This is a genomic window from Streptomyces sp. NPDC025638, from assembly GCF_055558775.1.
Map to the genome: position 1 here is coordinate 68,369 of NZ_JBVHLX010000021.1, position 18,151 is coordinate 86,519.

Below are 18,151 nucleotides of genomic sequence, written 5' to 3' on the forward strand. Positions count from 1 at the left end.
CACCGGAAGTCCCCCACCGCCCAAAAGGCGTGGGAGGTACCCCCACCGGTGGCCCGCGGTCCGCGGCGGGCCGAGAGCTGTGCTCGCTTACCTCATCAGGCGGCTGTTCGCCGCCGCAGTGATGCTCGTGGTCATCGTCATGGTGGTCTTCGGCATCTTCTTCCTCATCCCCAAGTGGGCAGGGGTGGACATCGCCTCGAGCTTCGTGGGCAAGCAGGCCGACCCGGCCGCCGTCGAAGCCGTGCGCGTGAAGCTGGGACTCGGCGACCCGATCTACACCCAGGTCTGGCACTTCTTCAAGGGCATCTTCGCGGGCCGCACCTACGCGGCCGGCGGTGACGTCACCCACTGTGCCGCGCCGTGCTTCGGGTACTCCTTCCGCAGCGAGCAGGCCGTCTGGCCGGTGCTGACCGACCGCTTCCCGGTGACCCTGGGTCTCGCGCTCGGTGCCGCCGTACTGTGGCTGGTCTTCGGTGTCGCGGCGGGTGTCCTCTCCGCGCTCAAGCGGGGCAGCCTCTGGGACCGCGGCGCGATGCTCGTGGCGTTGTCGGGTGTCTCTCTTCCCATCTACTTCACCGGCATGCTCTCCCTGGCGATCTTCGCCTTCGGTCTGAAGTGGATCGACGCGAAGTACGTGCCCCTCGACCAGAACTTCGGTGGCTGGTTCGGCGGCATGATCCTCCCCTGGATCACCCTCGCCTTCCTCTACGCGGCGATGTACGCCCGGATCACCCGCGCCACCATGATGGAGATCCTCGGCGAGGACTACATCCGCACGGCGCGAGCGAAGGGCCTCAAGGAGCAGGTCGTCATCGGCAAGCACGCCATGCGCTCCACGATGACGCCGATCCTGACGATGCTCGGCATGGACCTCGGCGCCCTCATCGGCGGTGCCATCCTGACGGAGTCGACGTTCAACCTGCCCGGTCTGGGCCAGGCGGTGCTCAACGCCATCAAGAACCAGGACCTGCCCATCATCCTGGGCGTCACCCTGATCACGTCTCTCGCGGTGCTCATCGCCAACCTCCTGGTGGACATCCTGTACGCCGTGATCGACCCCCGCGTGAGGCTGTCATGACCGAACTCAGCAAGACCGGAGCCGCCGTGGGCGAGCCCACCTCCGCGCACACCCCGACCGCCTTCCTCGAAGTGCGCGACCTGAAGGTGCACTTCCCGACCGACGACGGTCTGGTCAAGTCCGTGGACGGGCTCAACTTCACGCTGGAGAAGGGCAAGACCCTCGGCATCGTGGGCGAGTCCGGCTCCGGCAAGTCGGTGACCTCGCTCGGCATCATGGGCCTGCACACCGCCGGCCAGTACGGCAAGCGCAAGGCGCGGATATCCGGCGAGATCTGGCTGGACGGCACCGAGCTGCTGTCCGCGGACCCCGACCATGTGCGCAAGCTGCGCGGCCGCGAGATGGCGATGATCTTCCAGGATCCGCTGTCGGCCCTGCACCCGTACTACACGATCGGCCAGCAGATCGTGGAGGCGTACCGGACCCACCACAAGGTCGACAAGAAGACCGCTCGCAGGCGAGCGATCGAAATGCTCGACCGGGTGGGCATTCCGCAGCCCGACAAGCGCGTCGACAACTACCCGCACGAGTTCTCCGGCGGTATGCGTCAGCGCGCGATGATCGCGATGTCGCTGGTCAACAACCCCGAACTGCTCATCGCGGACGAGCCGACGACCGCCCTGGACGTAACCGTCCAGGCGCAGATCCTCGACCTGATCCGGGATCTGCAGAAGGAGTTCGGCTCCGCGGTCATCATCATCACCCACGACCTGGGCGTCGTCGCCGAGCTGGCCGACGACATCCTGGTGATGTACGGCGGCCGCTGCGTCGAGCGGGGACCGGCGGAGAAGGTGTTCTACGAGCCCCGGCACCCCTACACCTGGGGCCTGCTCGGCTCGATGCCGCGGCTCGACCGCGAGCAACAGGACCGCCTGATCCCGGTCAAGGGCTCCCCGCCCTCCCTCATCAACATCCCGTCCGGCTGCGCCTTCAACCCCCGCTGCCCGTACGCGGACGTCCCGAAGGACAACGTCACCCGCACGGTCCGCCCCGAGCTGACCGAGGTCGGCAGCAAGCACTGGGCCGCCTGCCACATGAGCAAGGAGCAGCGGGAGCGTATCTGGACCGAAGAGATTGCGCCGAAGCTGTGAGTGACGAGAAAGCAGTGACGATTCCTGCGCAGAGCAAAGGCGCCGACCGCGCCGACCGCGAGGTCCTGCTGAAGGTCACCGGCCTGAAGAAGCACTTCCCGATCAAGAAGGGGCTGCTTCAGCGTCAGGTCGGCGCGGTGCACGCGGTCGACGGCATCGACTTCGAGGTCCGGGCCGGTGAGACCCTGGGCGTGGTGGGCGAGTCGGGCTGCGGCAAGTCCACGATGGGCCGGCTGATCACCCGGCTGCTCGAACCGACCGGCGGCACGGTCGAGTTCGAGGGCAAGGACATCACGCACCTCGGTGTGGGGGGCATGCGCCCGCTGCGCCGGGATGTGCAGATGATCTTCCAGGACCCGTACTCGTCGCTGAACCCGCGCCACACGATCGGCACGATCGTCGGCGCCCCCTTCCGGCTGCAGGGCGTCGAGCCCGAGGGCGGCATCAAGAAGGAGGTCCAGCGGCTGCTGTCGGTGGTCGGTCTCAACCCCGAGCACTACAACCGCTATCCGCACGAGTTCTCCGGCGGTCAGCGCCAGCGCATCGGCATCGCCCGTGCCCTGGCCCTGAAGCCCAAGCTGGTGGTCGCCGACGAGCCGGTCTCCGCCCTGGACGTGTCGATCCAGGCCCAGGTCGTCAACCTGATGGACGACCTCCAGGAGGAGCTCGGCCTGACGTACGTGATCATCGCGCACGACCTCTCGGTCGTCCGGCACGTGTCGGACCGGATCGCGGTGATGTACCTCGGCAAGATCGTCGAGCTGGCGGACCGGGACGCGCTGTACAAGGCGCCGATGCACCCGTACACCAAGGCGCTGATGTCGGCCGTGCCGATCCCGGACCCGAGGCGGAAGTCCGCGAAGAGCGAGCGCATCCTGCTCAAGGGCGATGTGCCGTCCCCCATCGCGCCCCCCTCCGGCTGCCGGTTCCACACCCGCTGCTGGAAGGCGACGGAGATCTGCAGGACGACCGAGCCGCAGCTCATCGAGCTGATGCCCGGCCAGCGGGTCGCCTGCCACCACCCGGAGAACTTCGCCGACCAGGCTCCCCAGGACACGGTCCTCATCTCCGCCGCCAAGGAGGCGTCGGAGCTGGTGCCGGACGCGGTCCTGGAGGACTCGGCGGAGACCTCGGCCGCGGTGGCGGCGGCGGTCGCCGAGGCGGAGGCCGCGGAGGACAAGCCCGCGGTCGAGGCCGAGGCGTCCACGGACGAGGCGTCCACGGACGAGGCCGAGGCCGCTGCCGAGGCTCCCGCCGAGGACTCCGAGAGCGACGCCGAGGCGCCCGCCGCGGCCGACTCCCAGGAGTCAACCGACAAGTAACGCATGACAACTGGGCAAAGTCATGTACATGCCCGAACGGGAGAGCGCAGAGTCGACCGTGTCCGTCCACTGACAGACACACGCTCGAAAGGGACGACTCATGGCACTCTCCCGTTCGGCACGCTCAGGCGCAGTCGCCACCGCGGCCGCCTCCTTCCTGGTCATCGCCGCCTCCTCCGCCCCCACCCCGGGCGCCCCCGGCATCGGTGACCCGTACTTCCCCCGGCTCGGCAACGGCGGCTTCGACGCGCGGCACTACGCCCTCGGCATCGCGTACGACCCGGCCACCGGCCGCCTCGACGGCCGTACGACCCTCACCGCCCGCGCCACCCAGCAGCTCTCCTCCTTCGACCTCGACCTGCAGAAGCTGGAGGTCACCAGGGTCGAAGTGAACGGCAGACGGGCCCAGTTCACCCGCGACGGCGACGAACTCGTCGTCACCCCGCGCGACACCCTGCGAAAAGGCCGGGACTTCACCGTCACCGTCACCTACGGCGGCATCCCCCAGCCCCTCAACGGCCCCATCGTCTTCGGTTCCGACTACGGCTGGATGAAGACCGGCGACGGGGTCTTCGTCGCCTGCGAACCCAACGCGGCCTCCACCTGGTTCCCGTCCAGCGACCACCCCGCGGACAAGGCCACCTACGACATCCGGATCAAGGCCCCCGAGGGCCTGACCGCCGTGTCCAACGGCCGGCTCGTCTCGACGTACGACAAGGGCGGCTCGACGTACACCCACTGGCGCGAGAGCAGGCCCATGGCGACCTATCTCGCCACCGCCACCATCGGGAAGTTCGACGTGCGCACGGGACGGACCCCCGGCGGCATCCCGATCTACGTCGCCATCGACCCGACCCTCGCGGGCGGCAACGCCGTCGACGTGTACGCCGTCACCGCGGCCGCCACCGACTACTGGTCCCAGGTCTTCGGGCCGTACCCGTTCGAGGAGACCGGCGCGATCGTCGACGACATGCCCGAGGCGGGCTTCTCGCTGGAGGTGCAGTCCAAGCCCGCCTACTCGGCCGTGCGCAGCGAGACGACGATCGTGCACGAGCTGGCCCACCAGTGGTTCGGCGACTCGGTCAGCGTGGCCCGGTGGCAGGACATCTGGCTCAACGAGGGCTTCGCCACCTACGCCCAGTGGCTGTGGGCGGAACACCGGGGCACCCGCTCGGCGCACGACTCCTTCCTCGCCGCCTACAACGCCCGCCCCGCCGACTCGGGCTTCTGGCAGACCGAGGTCGCCGACCCGCAGCGCGACACCATGTTCGCCTCCGCCGTCTACCAGCGCGGCGCGATGACGCTCCAGATGCTGCGGGAGCGGATCGGTGACACGGCCTTCTTCCGGCTGCTGCCCGCCTGGACCCGGCTGCACCGCTACGGCAACGCGGACACGGACGACTTCATCCGGCTCGCGGAGCGGATCAGTGGGCGGCAGCTGGACGACCTGTTCCAGACGTGGCTGTTCACGACAGGGAAACCTGCCGTTTAATCCTTGCATTGCAAGGTGCACACCGTTCTCTGAGTAAGAATAGAAGGGTGCTCCAGCAACTCTTCAGTCCCTCCGTCCAGCACACGCTCGATCTGGTCGGCATCTTCGTGTTCGCCATCTCCGGCGCGCTGCTGGCCGTCCGCAAGAACTTCGACGTGTTCGGCATCGCCGTCCTCGCCGAGGTCACCGCGCTGGGCGGAGGGATCTTCCGGGATGTGATCATCGGGGCGGTGCCCCCGGCCGCCTTCACGGACTTGGGGTACTTCCTCACTCCGCTGCTCGCCGCGCTGATGGTGTTCTTCCTGCACCCGCACGTGGAGCGGATCCAGTCGGCCGTCCTCGTGTTCGACGCGGCCGGCCTCGGCCTGTTCGCCGTCAGCGGTACGACGAAGGCGTACTCCTACGGCCTCAACCTGACCGCCTCCGCGGCCCTGGGCCTGGCCACCGCGGTCGGCGGCGGTGTGCTCAGGGACGTGCTGGCCAACGAGGTGCCCTCGCTGCTGCGCTGGGACCGCGACCTGTACGCGGTCCCGGCGATCGTCGGCGCCACCACGGTGGTGGTGTGCATCCACTACGACGCGCTGACCCCGTTCACCACCGGGCTCGCGGTCGTCACCGCCTTCGTCCTGCGCCTGCTCGCGATGCGGTACCACTGGCGAGCGCCGCGTGCGTGGAATCGACGCTCGACGGTGACCGAGGAGTAGTCCCGGTCCGGACACGGCTCTGGCCCATCTGCAGGGTCAGCCAGCGGAAGACGGTCGTCACCTGCGGTTTCCACAGCGCCATGGTGTGGCCGCCCGCGCTGCGCGGCACGAACACCACGTGCACCGTCGTCGGCGCCTTGGCGACCGATTCGAGGGCCACGCCCGCCTCGTAGCCGTCGTGGGGCTGGCCGGAGATGTAGAGGGAGATCCTGGGCGGCACGGCCGCCTTCTTGAGGATCAGGTAAGGATTGTTCTCGGCACGCACCCTCGGGTTCTGCGCGGCCAGCGAGTTGCGCTCGCCGATCGGGTCGTTGTAGCCGGACATGCCGACCGCGGCCCGGAAGCGGTCGGGGTGGGCGACCGCCAGCTTGACCGCGCAGTGCGCGCCCGCCGAGTACCCGGCGACGGCCCAGCCGCCCGGGGCGGGGTCGGCGCGGAAGTTGTCCATGACCATCTTCGGCACGTCGATGCTGAGCCAGCTGTCGGCGTTCACCTCGCCGGGGGTGTTCGCGCAGCCGGTGTCCACGCCGGCCAGCAGATTGGTGCGGGGCGCCACCATGATGAACGGCGCCACCTGGCCGCTCTTCATCAGCGGCAGCAGCTGCTCGTGCGCCTTCAGCGCCCCGAACCAGGCCTTCGCCGAGCCGGGGTAGCCGGGCAGCACCTCCACCACCGGGAACTTCTTGTGCCGGTAGGCGGGTTCGCCGTACTGCGGCGGCAGCCAGACGTAGACCTCGGCGTTCACGCCGGACACCCGGCCCTTGAGCTGGGTGACGCGCACGCCGCCGGCCTGGCGCATACCCGGTCCGTCGGCCGCTCTGAACGTCTGCTTCACTTTGGGCAGCTTCTTCAGTGCTATCCCGCCGGTGCCGTCCCGGCCGAGGTCCGCGGCCTGCTGGACGTGGTTGCCGGTGCCGAGCAGGTCGGCCCAGTTGTCGTACAGGTTGTTCTGGTTGTTGACCAGGACGAAGACCAGGGTGACGGCCGTGCCCTGGGCGAACAGCAGCATCAGGACCCGGGCCGTGGCGCGCAGGACCTTGGGCCCCCGCATCCTCGACCACAGGACGAGCGGCAGTATGAGGGCGACGACGGACAACACGACGGTCGTGTAGAGGAACGGAGTCCCGGTGAGGCTCATGTCCTCATAGAGGGGATCGTGCGGCTCCGGGTTGTGGACGTGTCCTGACACTTACCGAGAAATTGCCGGAACCTCACCCGGCGGGGCGATCATCGGGTGATCTGCCCACCCCATCCAAAGCTACCGCTTAGTAATTTCCTGTTGTACCGTTCAGGCATGCCAGAAGCAGCTACCGCACCCGTGATCGGCGACAGCGAGTTCGACCGCGACACCGCGGTCGCCCGGCGTGAGCCCGGCGTCTACGACATCGACCTCTCGGCCGGCTGGACGATCATCAACGCCGTCAACGGCGGCTATCTGCTGGCCGTCCTGGGCCGGGCCCTCGCGGACGCCCTTCCGCACCCGGACCCCTTCACCATCTCCGCGCACTACCTGACGGCGTCCCAGCCGGGCCCGGCGGTCGTCCGCACCGAGACCGTGCGTGCCGGCCGCGGCCTCTCCACCGGCCAGGCCTCCCTCTTCCAGTGCGACGAGCGGGGCAACGAGGTCGAGCGCATCCGCGTCCTCGCCTCCTACGGCGACCTCGACGCCCTCCCCGACGACGTCCGTACGACGGCGACGCCGCCCGCGATCCCGCCCATGGACCAGTGCTTCGGCCCCGAGGACGGTCCGGCCCCGGTCGACGGCAGCTCCGCCATCGCCGACCGTCTGATGCTCAAGCTCGACCCCTCCACCCTGGGCTGGGCCCTCGGCGCGCCCTCCGGCAAGGGGGAGATGCGCGCCTGGTTCGGCCTCGCGGACGGCCGCGACGCCGACCCCTTCTCGCTCCTCCTCGCGGTGGACGCCCTGCCGCCCACCGCGTTCGAGATCGGCCTCAAGGGCTGGGTCCCCACGGTCGAACTCACCGTCCATGTGCGCCACCGCCCGGCCCCGGGCCCGCTGCGGGTCTCGATCACCACCCGCAATCTGGCGGGCGGCTTCCTGGAGGAGGACGCCGAGGTCTGGGACAGCCAGGACCGGCTGGTCGCCCAGTCCCGCCAGCTGGCCCGCGTCAGGCTGCCCTGATCGGCTCGCGCCCCAGCCAGGCCGCCAGCTGCCCGTAGGAGTCGGCTCCCTCGGGGGCCGGGCGGGCCGAGGCGAAGGGGGTCTTCGAGTCGCGCTCGGGGTCGGGCAGGACACGCCGGGCCGTGGCGAGCGCGGCCTCGGCGAGCTCCGGGTCGAGTGCGTGCGGGTGGCCGAGGGACTCGGAGAGGTCCCAGGTGTGGGTCACCAGTTCCATCAGGTATCCGGACAGGGCCGCGTGGCCGGGGGCCTCGCCCCAGGGCACGCGCACCGTCGACGTCATGCGTTCGTCGGAGGACCAGGCCTTCAGCACCCGGTCCCGGACCTCGTCGTACGCGGCGGCCCAGGCGTCGTCCTCGACTCCGTCCGCGAACGGGTGCACGGCCATGCCGTCGCCGCCCTCGCCGACCACCGCGATCCGCCGGGAGCCGCCGACGATGTGGCTCAGCAGGGTGCGGACGTCGAACTCGGTACAGGGAGTCGGCCCGGACAGTTGCTCCGGGCGTACGGTCTTGATGAGGGCGGCGGCCTGTTCGGTGGCGCGGGCGTAGAGCGGACGGGGGTCCATGGGCAGGGCGTCAGTGGCGTTCATACGAGCCTCTCTTTGGGTCGGTGAGCCGAGGATCGCCGGATAACCTGACAGTTTCCGTCAACATTTGCGTCCGGGCCCCGAGCGGCGCGATCGTGGCCGGGTGAAGTCCGACCGCCTGCTGTCCATCCTGCTGCTCCTGCAGACCCGGGGCCGCGTCCCGGCGCACGAACTCGCCGACCGCCTGGAGGTGTCGGTGCGCACCATCTACCGCGACATCGAGGCCCTGTCGGCCTCCGGCGTCCCTGTGTACGCCGAGCGCGGCCGGCACGGCGGCATCGAACTGCTCGCCGGGTTCCGCACGGACGTCACCGGTCTGACCGCCGACGAGTCCCGGGCCCTGTTCGTCCTGGCCGCCCAGGGCGCGCACGCCGCGCTCGGTCTGGACGCGGCGCTCGGCTCGGCGCTGCGCAAGGTGATGGCGGCCCTGCCGGCGCCGTACCGCCCGGCGGCAGAGGTCGCCTCGCGGCGCATCCTGGTCGACGCCACGCGCTGGAAGGGCGGCCCGCAGAAGGCCGTGGACCTGGAGGTGCTGCAGGACGCGGTGTTCGCCGACCGGCGACTGAAGCTGCGCTACCGGCACAGCGGGGAGCGCGAGGTGCGGACGTACACCGTCGACCCGTACGGCCTCGTAGCCAAGGCGGGCGTCTGGTACCTGGTCGCGGACCGGCGGACGAAGCCGCAGTTGTTCCGGGCCGACCGGGTGCGCTCCGCGCGTCAGCTGGACGACCCGGTACGGCGCCGGAGCGGGGTCGAACTCGCCGACGTCTGGGAGGTGTTGCGGCGCCAGGTCGAGGAGCGGCCGGCCGGGATCGACGTCACCGTGCGGGTCCGCAGGGACCGCCTCGACATGTTCCAGCGCATGACGGCCTCCTCGCTCATCGAACTCCCCGACGGCGAGGGCGACGAGGAGTGGGTGACCGCCCGGCTGTCGTACCCGTTCGTCCCCGCGGCCCGCCAACTCCTCGCGTTCTCGGACTCGGTGGAGGTGCTCTCCCCGCCGGAGGTGCGCGCGGAGCTGGCGGCCGCGGCCCGTTGTGTCACGGAGCTGTACCGGGCGGCGGTCGGGGGCCACGACTGAAAGCCCAGGCCGGCGCGGTTCTTTGAGGTGCGCTTTACCCGATTGACAGGCGGGTGACAGGGCGGGCCCAAGAACGGCCCAGGCGCCGTTGATTGAGTGCCCGCCTCAGGACTCCCTCAGCCTCCGTGGAGCTGTCTCTCATGAAGCGTGCACGCCTCGCCCCCGCCGTCGCCCTGCTGGCACTGTCCCCGCTGCTGCTGACCGCGTGCGGTTCGGGCGACTCGTCGTCCTCGAACGGCAGCTCCGGGCAGCAGGCTTGCGGGACGCCGTCCGGCATGCCCTCCGGCGGTGCGTCGGGCCGCCCGAGCGGCGCCCCGTCCGGCGCGCCCTCGGGCAGGCCGACCGGCACTCCCACCGGTACCCCGAGCGGCGTCCCCTCGGGCATGCCGGGCGGTGGCCCGGGCGGCGGTCAGGGCGGACCGGGTGGCGGTCAGGGCGGCGGTTGCGGCGGTCCGGGCGGCGGGCAGCCCGGCCAGGGGCAGCAGGCCCAGCAGGGCTGAGACGGGATCGCGTACGACAGGGGCGGCGCTGCTCGGCGAACGGGCGCGCCGCCCCTGCGTGCCGTGCCGGGGTCAGTCCAGCCAGTGCCGCCGGCCGAGGCTGACCAGCCGCAGCTGACGGGCCGCGACCTGGGCGACGCGCTCCCGCTCCTCCTCCGAGGCCGAGGTCTCCAGGGCCTCCAGGAACAGGGAGGCCGTGATGAGCATCTGGTCGACGTAGAGGTGCGCGAGCATCAGCAGGTCGTCCTCGTTCCAGCCGACCGCCTCCGGGTCCTTGGCCAGCTCGGTCCGCACCTCCTCGGCGAACCTGGTCAGCTGGGCCCGGATGGCCTCCCGCACCGGCTGGACGCCGCCGTGCCGCTCGCGGGCGATGAAGCGGACGTGGGCGGGGTGCGTCTCCACATGGCGGGCGATCAGACGGATGGCCCGGGTGATGCGCTCGTCGCTGTCGCCGGCCGTGGACACCGTGGTCCGCACCATCGGGTGCAGGCTGCCCAGCGCCTCGTCGACGAGGGCCACGCCGAGGTCCGCGGTGGAGCGGAAGTGCCGGTAGAAGGCGGTCGGGGCGACGCCGACGGCCCGGGTGACCTCGCGCAGGCCCAGGCTGCTCAGGCTCTGTTCCTCCAGCAGGCCCAACGCGGCGTCCAGGAGCGCCTGTCGGGTCTTCTGTTTCTGGGCCTGCCGGATGCCGAGGGTGTGACTCATGTCATCCAGTTAACAACTGTTCTCCGGAATTGAAAAGCCGTAGGACGCGCTAGACTCAAAGTCAGTGAACAACTGTTACTACAACCGTTCACCGAAACTTCATGGAGGGGGATCGAATCCCATGCTGTTCCTTGTCGCCGCGCTCATGCTGCTCGGCGTCGTGCTGGGCACCGTGGCCCACGCGCCGCTGACCGTCAGCCTCGCCGTGGCCGCCGGTATCGCCGTCTGGCTCGGCATCTTCGCGCTCCGCGAGCGCCACGGCCGCCGTCGTCACTCATCGGCCAGCTGACCGTCCGCACCGACCCAAAGGAGCTGAGCATCATGCAACTCACCGCACCGGCCACGCCTCGCACCGACACCCGTTCGGGCACGCGCGACGCCGACGGCATGGCCGTGGCGTCCTTCATCCTCGGCCTCCTCGGCCTTCTCGTCCTCAACGTCTTCCTCGGCCCGATCGCCCTCGTGCTGGCGGGCGTCGCCCTGTGGCGCGGCACGGCCCGTCGCGGCCGCGCGTATCTCGGCCTCGCGCTGGGCGTTGCCGACCTGGCGGTCCTGGTGTTCGCCATGGAGGTGTCCAACACGGTTTCCTGGAGCCTGTGAGCCCGGAGAACGCGCCTTGACCAACGGCTGACGCCCCGAGGACGACGGGGCACGGCCGCTGAAAACGTCCGGCCTGGCCGCCGGGCCGACCCCAAGGGGCCCGTAGAATCGGGCTCACCATGGCTTACCTCGACCACGCCGCGACGACACCGATGCTCCCGGAGGCGGCAGAGGCACTGACCGCCGCGCTGAGCGTCACCGGCAACGCCTCCTCCCTCCACGCGTCCGGCCGCAAGGCCCGCCGTGCGGTCGAGGAGTCCCGCGAGACGCTCGCCGAAGCGCTCGGCGCCCGCCCCAGCGAGGTCGTCTTCACCTCCGGCGGCACCGAGGCCGACAACCTCGCGGTCAAGGGCCTGTACTGGTCCCGCCGTGACGCCGACCCCGCCAGAACCCGTGTCCTCGCCAGCCCCGTCGAACACCACGCGGTCCTCGACGCCGTCCACTGGCTCGGTGAACACGAGGGTGCCACCGTCGAGTACCTCCCCGTCGACACCTACGGCCGGGTGCACCCGCAGGCCCTGCGCGAGGCGATCGCCCGCAACCCCGACGACGTCGCCCTGGCGACGGTGATGTGGGCCAACAACGAGATCGGCACGGTCATGCCGGTCCGTGAACTCGCCGACGTCACCGCCGAGTTCGGCATCCCGCTGCACTCGGACGCGGTCCAGGCCGTCGGCCAGGTCCCCGTCGACTTCGCCGCCTCCGGCCTCGCCGCGATGACGGTCTCCGGCCACAAGATCGGCGGCCCGTACGGCATCGGGGCGCTCCTCCTCGGCCGTGAGTACACCCCCGTCCCCGTCCTGCACGGCGGCGGCCAGGAGCGCCACGTCCGCTCCGGCACCCTCGACGTCCCGGCGATCGCCGCGTTCGCGGTTGCCGCCCGGCTCGCCGCCGAGCAGCGCGAGTGGTTCGCCCGGGAGATCGGCGCCCTGCGGGACGACCTGATCGAGGCCGTCCGTACGGCGGTTCCGGACGCGATCCTCGGCGGCGACCCGGTGGACCGCCTGCCGGCCAACGCCCACTTCACCTTCCCGGGCTGCGAGGGCGACTCCCTGCTCCTGCTGTTGGACGCCCAGGGCATCGAGTGCTCCACCGGCTCCGCCTGCACCGCGGGCGTCGCCCAGCCCAGCCACGTCCTCCTCGCCACCGGCACCACCCCGGACCTGGCCCGCGGCACCCTCCGCTTCTCCCTGGGCCACACCTCCACGGAGGCGGACGTGGAGGCGGTGGCGAAGGCGATCGGCCCGGCGGTGGAACGGGCGCGGGCGGCCGGCCTGACCTAGGGGGTGTCGTTTGGATCATCCCGGCGTCGCGGGCCCTTGCACGCACTCCCCCAAGCTCTTCGAGCAGGGGGGACCCCCAGCCGCGTTGTCGTCACTCTCCTCCAAGCTCTCGGCTTCGCTCGGGCAGGGGGCACCCCCATGACCCGGCTCGGGGTCGGCCGGACCGCCAGGCACTGGAGGATGATCGGGACGTCGTCCACGCCGTAGTCACTGGGCAGCGCCGAGGACGTGTCCGTGTCGTCCTCGACGATGATCATCCCGGCCGGCCCGTGCACGGCCTGCTTGGCGGTGGTGCCGAGGGCGTGCGGGTGGTACCAGAGGGTCTTGGCCTCGTCCTTCACCTCGAACGTGGGCGCCCAGGTCTCGCCGTCGGCGAAGGCGAGCTGCGGGCCGCCGCCCGTCTTGGCCGGGACGTGGGCGCCGTGGAAGTGGACGGTGGTGCGAGGTGGTGCCCTCCAGGAGGTCGGGGATCGTGAGCGTGCCGGTCGCCGCGGACGCCTTGTCGCCGCCGTTGCCCAGCAGGCCGAACGTCGTGCCGGCCGCCCCGACCGCGGCCAGGCCCAGCCCGACCGTGCCGCCGAGAACTTGCGCCGGTGCAGGCCCCTGCCGCGCCGGGGCCTGCTCTCCTTGGAGTGCTTGCGCTTGCCGCTGCTGTCCGTGCCCGTGCCGGTGCCGGGCTCTGTGGTGTCGGTCATGGCCGGGAATGCTCGACCTCGGCGCTGTGTGAAATCTGGGCCGAACCTGGGGGAGGGCCGGGCGAGCTGTGGAACCGCCGTGAGTGGTGATCTTTCTCAACTTCCTTGAAAGGAAGCCAAGTTGGCGTGCCGCAGGTTGCGGCCGGGGTGGGGGACGCAACGGACACATGAGGCGCGGAGCCCGCTCACAAAAACGACCCCATGTGACGTGCGCCACACGGGCTCAGGCCCGCCGCACCAGCCCCAGATACCGGTCCCAGTCCCAGTGCCGCCCCGGATCCGTGTGGTCCGTCCCCGGGACCTCCACATGCCCGATGATGTGCTCCCGGTCCACGGGTATGTCGTACCGACGGCATATCGCGGCCGTCAGCCGCGCCGAGGACGCGTACATCGCGTCCGTGAAGGACGAGGCGCGCTCGACGAACCCCTCGTGCTCGATGCCGACGCTCCGCTCGTTGTAGTCCCGGTTCCCCGCGTGGAACGCCACGTCCAGCTCGCGGATCAGCTGGGTGACCCGCCCGTCCTTGCGCACGATGTAGTGCGCCGCCGCCTTGTGCGCCGGGTCCTGGAAGACCTTCACCGCGGTCTTGTAGTCGCTCTGCGTGACATGGATGACCACCCGGTCGATCGGATAGTCGTCCGGCCGGTCCGCCCGCCGGTAGTTCGCCGGGGACGCGGCCACCCACCGCGCGCCCCGGAAGTCCACCGCCCCCTCGACCCGCGACTTCTCCACCCCCGGCAGCCGCCACCACAGATGGGACAGCTCGTCCCGGGCCAGCGCGGCGGTCCCCGCGGCCGCCGCGACACCCCCGACGAGCAGGGCCCGCCGCCCCAGCCGCCGATCCGAGTCGCCGCTCGCCGTGTCCGCCCGTGTCTCCCCCATGTGATCGTCAACGGATACTCGCGGGCTCCGGTTCCCGCACCCCCGTACTCTGGAAGGGCTATGACTGACACCCCGCAGCCCACCCGTCCCCTCCGCGTCCTCGCCGCCATGTCGGGCGGCGTGGACTCCGCCGTCGCCGCCGCCCGCGCGGCCGAGGCGGGCCACGACGTGACCGGCGTCCACCTCGCGCTCTCCGCGAACCCGCAGTCGTTCCGCACCGGAGCGCGGGGCTGCTGCACCATCGAGGACTCGCGCGACGCCCGCCGCGCCGCCGACGTCATCGGCATCCCGTTCTACGTCTGGGACCTCGCCGACCGCTTCCGCGAGGACGTCGTCGAGGACTTCATCGCCGAGTACGAGGCGGGCCGCACGCCGAACCCGTGCCTGCGCTGCAACGAGAAGATCAAGTTCGCCGCGCTCCTGGACAAGGCCCTGGCCCTCGGCTTCGACGCCGTATGCACCGGCCACTACGCCAAGGTGCTCGTGAACGAGGACGGCAGCCGCGAGCTGCACCGCGCCTCCGACATGGCCAAGGACCAGTCGTACGTGCTCGGTGTCCTGGACGAGCAGCAGCTCGCGCACGCGCTGTTCCCGCTGGGCGACACGGTGACGACCAAGGCCGAGATCCGCGCCGAGGCCGAGCGCCGCGGCCTCGCTGTCGCCAAGAAGCCCGACTCGCACGACATCTGCTTCATCGCCGACGGCGACACCCAGGGCTTCCTCGCCTCCCGCCTCGGCAAGGCCGAGGGCGACATCGTCGACGAGTCCGGCGCCAAGGTGGGCACGCACGAGGGCGCGTTCGGCTTCACCATCGGCCAGCGCAAGGGCCTGCGGATCGGCACCCCGGCCGCCGACGGCAAGCCCCGCTACGTCCTCGACATCTCCCCGGTGAACAACACGGTGACCGTCGGCCCGGCCGCCGCGCTGGACGTCACCGCCCTGACCGCGATCAAGCCCCGCTGGTGCGGCCGGGCCCCGGCCGGCCCCGGCACCTACACCGCCCAGCTCCGGGCGCACGGCGGCGAGACCGAGGTGACGGCGGAGCCGGTCGACGGCGAGCTGCGGGTCACCTTCACCGAGCCGGTCCGCGGCGTCGCCCCCGGCCAGGCGATCGTGCTGTACGACGGCACGCGCGTGGTGGGCTCGGCGACGATCGCGTCGACGGTGCGACAGCTGGCCGAGCGCGCCTGACGAGATCCGTACTCCCGGTGAGGACGTGGAGGAGCGAACCCACTGGACCAGGGACCTGGTCCATCATGCGGACTCCGGTCTGAGGGACCGCTTCGTCACCTGGCTGCGCGCGGCCGACCTCGGTATCTCGGATCTCACCGGCGACTCCGAGACCGGCGGTCCCGTCTTTCTGCACCAAGCCGCCGGGGCCAGGGCATTCCCCTCGAGCCTTGTCTCGATTCGGTGGTGCCGCTCGGGGTGGCTGTCCTGCACTACAACACGCGCGCCCCGGGACCGCGGCCGCGGTCGCGCACTGGGCCGAACGGCCCTGCCGAAAGGGCCGTTCGGCTGCATGCGGCGGGAAGCTCGGCGGCGTTCCGGCCGGGCCCCGGGTGATGTGATGCGGAGGCGTTCCGTCCGTACTTCGGGCGGTTGCCGTATCTTGCCCCCAGAGACGACAGGAAGCCGACGCGATGCCCCGCCCAGCCGTTCCCCTTCCAGCAGCCCGCGCCCTGACCGTCTGTGTTCCGGCCGTCAGCGTTCTGGCCGTGATCGCTGCCGTGGTGTCCTTCACACGGGGTACCTGGGCGGTCGGCGTCGTCTGGCTCCTGCTCGCCGGACTCACGTCCAACATGGCCTGGTACCACGCCCGCAGGGGGCGAGCGGCCACGGCGGTCTGTGCGAGCGGCGGCGCGTGCGGCACCTGCGTCGTGAAGGCGTGCCGGTGAACGACGACTACCACGCCCTGCTGGCCCGCAGAGAGGCGATGCGCCTGCGCGACCGGCTTCTCGCGCCCGCCCCGCGCGCGGGACGCCCGCAGAACGTCACCGGAGCCGGCGCACGCCGCTCGACCCGCCCCTACGACGGCGCCGTGGACCAGCAGCTGATCACCCACAATCTGGCGCAGGTCACCCCGTTCGACGAGTTGATCAAGCATCTCTACGACGCGATGTTCGAACGGCATCCGTACCTGCGGCAGTTGTTCCCCGAGTCGATGGACTTCCAGCGGGCCCATCTGGAGCGGGCGTTCTGGTTCCTGATCGAGCACCTCGACCACCCCGACGAACTGGCCGCGTTCTGCGCCCGGTTGGGCCGCGACCACCGCAAACTCGGTGTACTGCCGGTGCACTACGAGGTGTTCGCCGAGGCCCTGTCCGACGCGCTGGGGCGCTGCGCGCGCGGCCGGCTGAGCCCGGACGCGGAGGCGGCCTGGCTGCGCATGGTGCGGCGTGCCGCCGAGGCCATGGTGGAGGGCGCGAACGAGGCGCTGGCCGAACCGGCGTACTGGAGCGCCACGGTGACCGGCCACCAGCGGCGCCGCCAGGACGTGGCGGTGCTGCGCGTGCGCCCCTCCGAGCCGTACCCCTGCCGGCCCGGCCAGTACGCGACCCTCCAGTCCCCGCTGCTGCCGCACACCTGGCGCCCGTACTCGGCGATCAACGCCGACGGCGAACTGGAGTTCCACGTACGGCGCACCGGCCCCGACGGCGTGAGCGACGCACTGGTGACGCGCACTGCGGTCGGCGACACCCTGCGTCTGGGGCCCGCGCAGGGCACCACGACCCTGGACGACCCGGTTTCGCGCGACGTGCTGATCGTGGCGGGTGGCACCGGCTGGGCGACCGCACGGACGCTCCTGGAGGACCTGGCGGCACGCCGGTCACCGGGGCGCAGCGCCCATCTGTTCCTCGGCGCTCGCAGCGCCGAGGACCTGTACGACGCGGCCGTCCTGACCCGGCTGGGGAATCGTTGCCCCTGGCTACGGATCGTCCCGGTGATCGACGACGGACCGGGGGCGTCCGGGCACGCCTCGGTTGTGGAGGCGGTGACCCGGCACGGCGGCTGGGGCGGCCACGACGCCTACGTCAGCGGCCCGCCCGCCATGGTCGCCGCCGCCGTACGACGGCTGACCGCCCTCGGCATGCCGCCGGAGCGCGTCCACCACGACCCGGTCACGGGGACCGTTCCCGTCGTCCTCCCGCCCTGGCAGGCCGGCGCCTCGGCGTAGCGGACGGGTCACTTCTGGTGGAAGAACTCCGCGAGCACGGGTGCGAGGACGTCCGGATCCACTCTGTGGGTCTGCCCTTCCAGGGTGCGGTACGTCCCTTCGGGCGCCGCGTCGGCGACGGCCCGGGTCGCTTCCCGCACCCAGGCCGGGCCGGCGCCTCCTGCGACGGCGAGCACGGGGACTGTGAGCGTGGCCAGGCGTTCCCGGGGCACGGCACCGTCGCCCATCACCGCGTCGTCGTACGCCAGCGTCGGGGCGATCGCCTCCATGTCGGCCCACATGGGGGACTGGCGGGCGCCCCGGATCATCTCCTCGGCCAGGCCCGTCAGCCGCAGGAAGTGCTCCACCGCGTCTCCCCTGTGGCCCTGCGCGAGCGCCTCGGTCAGGTTCCGGGTGTACGCCGCCCGCTCCTCGGCGCCGCCCTCGTAGACGGCGAACGGCGGCTCGTACACGGCCACCTGACGGACCGGCAGCCCGCTCGCCGCCGCCTCCAGCGCCAGCGCGCCGCCCGACGACATGCCGTAGAGCGCCGCGTCCCCGCCCACGGCCTCGATCAGCGCCGCCAGGTCCTCCACCTCGCGGGCGACGGCGTACGGCGCCGTGTCCCCGCTTCCGCCACGCCCCCGCCGGTCGTACGGGACGACCGTGAAGCGCCCGGCGAGCCGTGCGGCCAGCGGGGCCATCGTGGCGCCCGTGGACATCGTGCCGCTCACAAGGACGACCGCCGGACCACGCCCGCTGCGCGCGTACGCGATCCGGGTGCCGTCGCGCGAAATGATCTGCTTGTCCATGCCTGAGGAGACTGCCACC

General features: G+C 71.2%; 20 protein-coding genes. 14 read left to right on the plus strand and 6 right to left on the minus strand.

The window, feature by feature from the left end; all coding sequences use genetic code 11:
- The first annotated feature begins 79 nt into the window (after positions 1-79).
- The 5 genes from ACZ4EG_RS39040 (at position 80) to ACZ4EG_RS39060 (ending at position 5,687) form a co-directional block, all read left to right on the plus strand.
- Positions 80-1,078 carry an ABC transporter permease gene (locus ACZ4EG_RS39040; protein ID WP_390711982.1) on the plus strand — a complete coding sequence of 333 codons (999 nt, stop codon included), beginning with the start codon at positions 80-82 and terminating at the stop codon, positions 1,076-1,078.
- Positions 1,075-2,169: an ABC transporter ATP-binding protein gene (locus ACZ4EG_RS39045; protein WP_453558172.1), complete on the plus strand. Its 1,095-nt coding sequence runs from the start codon at positions 1,075-1,077 to the stop codon at positions 2,167-2,169. The genes ACZ4EG_RS39040 and ACZ4EG_RS39045 overlap by 4 nt, the downstream gene beginning before the upstream one ends.
- A 14-nt stretch (positions 2,170-2,183) precedes the next feature.
- The gene (locus ACZ4EG_RS39050) at positions 2,184-3,491 is read left to right on the plus strand and encodes an ABC transporter ATP-binding protein (protein ID WP_467794009.1); all 1,308 of its coding nucleotides are present in this window, start codon (positions 2,184-2,186) and stop codon (positions 3,489-3,491) included.
- 100 nt (positions 3,492-3,591) lie between these two features.
- Positions 3,592-4,983, plus strand: a complete 1,392-nt coding sequence (locus ACZ4EG_RS39055) for a M1 family metallopeptidase (RefSeq protein ID WP_467794010.1) — start codon at positions 3,592-3,594, stop codon at positions 4,981-4,983.
- 47 nt (positions 4,984-5,030) lie between these two features.
- Positions 5,031-5,687 (plus strand): trimeric intracellular cation channel family protein, encoded by a 657-nt coding sequence (locus ACZ4EG_RS39060; protein ID WP_390711978.1) that lies wholly within the window; start codon positions 5,031-5,033, stop codon positions 5,685-5,687.
- On the opposite strand, the gene ACZ4EG_RS39065 is transcribed toward ACZ4EG_RS39060, so the two are convergent.
- Complete coding sequence (locus ACZ4EG_RS39065; protein WP_453558181.1) at positions 5,596-6,825, minus strand: alpha/beta hydrolase; 1,230 nt, start codon at positions 6,823-6,825, stop codon at positions 5,596-5,598. The genes ACZ4EG_RS39060 and ACZ4EG_RS39065 overlap by 92 nt on opposite strands.
- Positions 6,826-6,981: 156 nt before the next feature.
- Here ACZ4EG_RS39065 and ACZ4EG_RS39070 point away from each other — a divergent pair, with 156 nt between their 5' ends.
- Entirely contained in the window at positions 6,982-7,830 is an 849-nt protein-coding gene (locus ACZ4EG_RS39070) for a thioesterase family protein (RefSeq protein ID WP_453558183.1), read from the plus strand.
- Here ACZ4EG_RS39070 and ACZ4EG_RS39075 read toward each other — a convergent pair.
- Positions 7,817-8,419 carry a TIGR03086 family metal-binding protein gene (locus tag ACZ4EG_RS39075; RefSeq protein ID WP_467794011.1) on the minus strand — a complete coding sequence of 201 codons (603 nt, stop codon included), beginning with the start codon at positions 8,417-8,419 and terminating at the stop codon, positions 7,817-7,819. The genes ACZ4EG_RS39070 and ACZ4EG_RS39075 overlap by 14 nt on opposite strands.
- A gap of 100 nt (positions 8,420-8,519) precedes the next feature.
- On the opposite strand from ACZ4EG_RS39075, the gene ACZ4EG_RS39080 reads away from it, so the two are divergent.
- Both ACZ4EG_RS39080 and ACZ4EG_RS39085 read left to right on the plus strand, forming a co-directional pair.
- Positions 8,520-9,497 carry a helix-turn-helix transcriptional regulator gene (locus tag ACZ4EG_RS39080; RefSeq protein ID WP_467794012.1) on the plus strand — a complete coding sequence of 326 codons (978 nt, stop codon included), beginning with the start codon at positions 8,520-8,522 and terminating at the stop codon, positions 9,495-9,497.
- Between the two features lie 140 nt (positions 9,498-9,637).
- Positions 9,638-9,997 (plus strand): hypothetical protein, encoded by a 360-nt coding sequence (locus tag ACZ4EG_RS39085; RefSeq protein WP_467794013.1) that lies wholly within the window; start codon positions 9,638-9,640, stop codon positions 9,995-9,997.
- Positions 9,998-10,069: 72 nt separating this feature from the next.
- Here ACZ4EG_RS39085 and ACZ4EG_RS39090 read toward each other — a convergent pair whose 3' ends face one another.
- Positions 10,070-10,702, minus strand: coding sequence for a TetR family transcriptional regulator (locus ACZ4EG_RS39090; protein ID WP_390711972.1), 633 nt, complete (start codon positions 10,700-10,702; stop codon positions 10,070-10,072).
- A gap of 121 nt (positions 10,703-10,823) precedes the next feature.
- Between ACZ4EG_RS39090 and ACZ4EG_RS39095 the strand changes: the two genes are divergently transcribed.
- The 3 genes from ACZ4EG_RS39095 (at position 10,824) to ACZ4EG_RS39105 (ending at position 12,585) form a co-directional block, all read left to right on the plus strand.
- Positions 10,824-10,991 (plus strand): hypothetical protein, encoded by a 168-nt coding sequence (locus ACZ4EG_RS39095; protein WP_467794014.1) that lies wholly within the window; start codon positions 10,824-10,826, stop codon positions 10,989-10,991.
- Between the two features lie 32 nt (positions 10,992-11,023).
- Positions 11,024-11,302 carry a DUF4190 domain-containing protein gene (locus ACZ4EG_RS39100; RefSeq protein ID WP_363301287.1) on the plus strand — a complete coding sequence of 93 codons (279 nt, stop codon included), beginning with the start codon at positions 11,024-11,026 and terminating at the stop codon, positions 11,300-11,302.
- Positions 11,303-11,421: 119 nt separating this feature from the next.
- The gene (locus tag ACZ4EG_RS39105; RefSeq protein ID WP_453558196.1) at positions 11,422-12,585 is read left to right on the plus strand and encodes a cysteine desulfurase family protein; all 1,164 of its coding nucleotides are present in this window, start codon (positions 11,422-11,424) and stop codon (positions 12,583-12,585) included.
- Here ACZ4EG_RS39105 and ACZ4EG_RS39110 read toward each other — a convergent pair.
- Together ACZ4EG_RS39110 and ACZ4EG_RS39115 are read right to left on the minus strand one after the other, a co-directional pair.
- Positions 12,582-13,280: a multicopper oxidase domain-containing protein gene (locus ACZ4EG_RS39110; RefSeq protein WP_467794015.1), complete on the minus strand. Its 699-nt coding sequence runs from the start codon at positions 13,278-13,280 to the stop codon at positions 12,582-12,584. The two genes, ACZ4EG_RS39105 and ACZ4EG_RS39110, sit on opposite strands and share 4 nt — an antisense overlap.
- A gap of 223 nt (positions 13,281-13,503) precedes the next feature.
- Positions 13,504-14,163, minus strand: coding sequence for an N-acetylmuramoyl-L-alanine amidase (locus ACZ4EG_RS39115; protein WP_467794016.1), 660 nt, complete (start codon positions 14,161-14,163; stop codon positions 13,504-13,506).
- 60 nt (positions 14,164-14,223) lie between these two features.
- Between ACZ4EG_RS39115 and mnmA the strand changes: the two genes are divergently transcribed.
- From mnmA to ACZ4EG_RS39130, 3 genes are all read left to right on the plus strand, one after another.
- A complete protein-coding gene (gene mnmA, locus ACZ4EG_RS39120) occupies positions 14,224-15,354 on the plus strand; it encodes a tRNA 2-thiouridine(34) synthase MnmA (RefSeq protein WP_467794017.1) in 1,131 nt (376 codons plus the stop codon).
- A gap of 527 nt (positions 15,355-15,881) precedes the next feature.
- Positions 15,882-16,061, plus strand: coding sequence for a hypothetical protein (locus ACZ4EG_RS39125; RefSeq protein WP_467794018.1), 180 nt, complete (start codon positions 15,882-15,884; stop codon positions 16,059-16,061).
- Positions 16,058-17,341 carry a globin domain-containing protein gene (locus tag ACZ4EG_RS39130; protein ID WP_467794019.1) on the plus strand — a complete coding sequence of 428 codons (1,284 nt, stop codon included), beginning with the start codon at positions 16,058-16,060 and terminating at the stop codon, positions 17,339-17,341. The genes ACZ4EG_RS39125 and ACZ4EG_RS39130 overlap by 4 nt, the downstream gene beginning before the upstream one ends.
- Before the next feature lie 8 nt (positions 17,342-17,349).
- Here the strand turns inward: ACZ4EG_RS39130 and ACZ4EG_RS39135 are convergent, their stop codons facing one another.
- Positions 17,350-18,132 carry an alpha/beta fold hydrolase gene (locus ACZ4EG_RS39135; protein ID WP_453558209.1) on the minus strand — a complete coding sequence of 261 codons (783 nt, stop codon included), beginning with the start codon at positions 18,130-18,132 and terminating at the stop codon, positions 17,350-17,352.
- Positions 18,133-18,151 lie beyond the last annotated feature (19 nt).

Bases quoted from the DNA above. Each gene is read 5' to 3' on its own strand.
- ACZ4EG_RS39055 (WP_467794010.1), top strand. From the start codon at position 3,592: ATGGCACTCTCCCGTTCGGCACGCTCAGGCGCAGTCGCCACCGCGGCC.
- ACZ4EG_RS39100 (WP_363301287.1), top strand. From the start codon at position 11,024: ATGCAACTCACCGCACCGGCCACGCCTCGCACCGACACCCGTTCGGGC.
- ACZ4EG_RS39045 (WP_453558172.1), top strand. From the start codon at position 1,075: ATGACCGAACTCAGCAAGACCGGAGCCGCCGTGGGCGAGCCCACCTCC.
- mnmA (WP_467794017.1), top strand. From the start codon at position 14,224: ATGACTGACACCCCGCAGCCCACCCGTCCCCTCCGCGTCCTCGCCGCC.
- ACZ4EG_RS39110 (WP_467794015.1), bottom strand. From the start codon at position 13,280: ATGACCGACACCACAGAGCCCGGCACCGGCACGGGCACGGACAGCAGC.
- ACZ4EG_RS39075 (WP_467794011.1), bottom strand. From the start codon at position 8,419: ATGAACGCCACTGACGCCCTGCCCATGGACCCCCGTCCGCTCTACGCC.
- ACZ4EG_RS39105 (WP_453558196.1), top strand. From the start codon at position 11,422: ATGGCTTACCTCGACCACGCCGCGACGACACCGATGCTCCCGGAGGCG.
- ACZ4EG_RS39085 (WP_467794013.1), top strand. From the start codon at position 9,638: ATGAAGCGTGCACGCCTCGCCCCCGCCGTCGCCCTGCTGGCACTGTCC.
- ACZ4EG_RS39065 (WP_453558181.1), bottom strand. From the start codon at position 6,825: ATGAGCCTCACCGGGACTCCGTTCCTCTACACGACCGTCGTGTTGTCC.
- ACZ4EG_RS39090 (WP_390711972.1), bottom strand. From the start codon at position 10,702: ATGAGTCACACCCTCGGCATCCGGCAGGCCCAGAAACAGAAGACCCGA.
- ACZ4EG_RS39115 (WP_467794016.1), bottom strand. From the start codon at position 14,163: ATGGGGGAGACACGGGCGGACACGGCGAGCGGCGACTCGGATCGGCGG.
- ACZ4EG_RS39135 (WP_453558209.1), bottom strand. From the start codon at position 18,132: ATGGACAAGCAGATCATTTCGCGCGACGGCACCCGGATCGCGTACGCG.
- ACZ4EG_RS39095 (WP_467794014.1), top strand. From the start codon at position 10,824: ATGCTGTTCCTTGTCGCCGCGCTCATGCTGCTCGGCGTCGTGCTGGGC.
- ACZ4EG_RS39070 (WP_453558183.1), top strand. From the start codon at position 6,982: ATGCCAGAAGCAGCTACCGCACCCGTGATCGGCGACAGCGAGTTCGAC.